At 41.8% G+C, this 526-nt stretch carries 1 protein-coding gene; it reads right to left on the bottom strand.

Translation table 11 applies throughout. The features are described 5' to 3' along the window. Positions 1-526 (bottom strand): hypothetical protein (locus tag G6Q00_RS08380; protein ID WP_163532765.1); only part of this gene is annotated, 526 nt, incomplete at both ends.

A 526-nucleotide genomic window follows, 5' to 3' on the forward strand; every position in this document is an offset into this window, starting at 1 on the left:
TTGTAACTGCCTATCCTTCTTAATTAACTTATCACACCACAACATGAAATTATTAAAGCTATGTTGGAAGTCAGGCCGTTTTTCTCTTTCAAGCTCCATGTAGTAGTCATAGTAGGCTTTATAGCCCTTGCGTGGGGCGCTACTGCCTATTGCTAGGATAGCCTCACGGACTAGATCGGGGTTGATTTTGCGCAGTTTTGACATATCACGGGGTTTTTTCTTAAGGCCATTAATTGGATCAGCACTATCTAGCTTTTGCCACCCTCTTAGCTTAAGCACAAGATTATCTACATGTCTTTTTTGCTCAATTTTTTCATAAGCGCCCCTACTTTCTAGGAGAATGCGCACCACCACTGCAATAGCAAAGTCATATCTTGTAGCATTTAAAAATTCCACCATTTGCCTTTTTTCTTGCTCTGTGTGGCCTCTTTTAGTGATGTCAAAGTTGCCCATATGCTTTAATACATATTGTCTAACCTTGCGCTCCTCTGCTTGGTCTCTCCACTCCCCAGCGTGTTTGCCTTTA

Source organism: Helicobacter suis, from assembly GCF_902196125.1.
Taxonomy (GTDB): Bacteria; Campylobacterota; Campylobacteria; order Campylobacterales; family Helicobacteraceae; genus Helicobacter; species Helicobacter suis_B.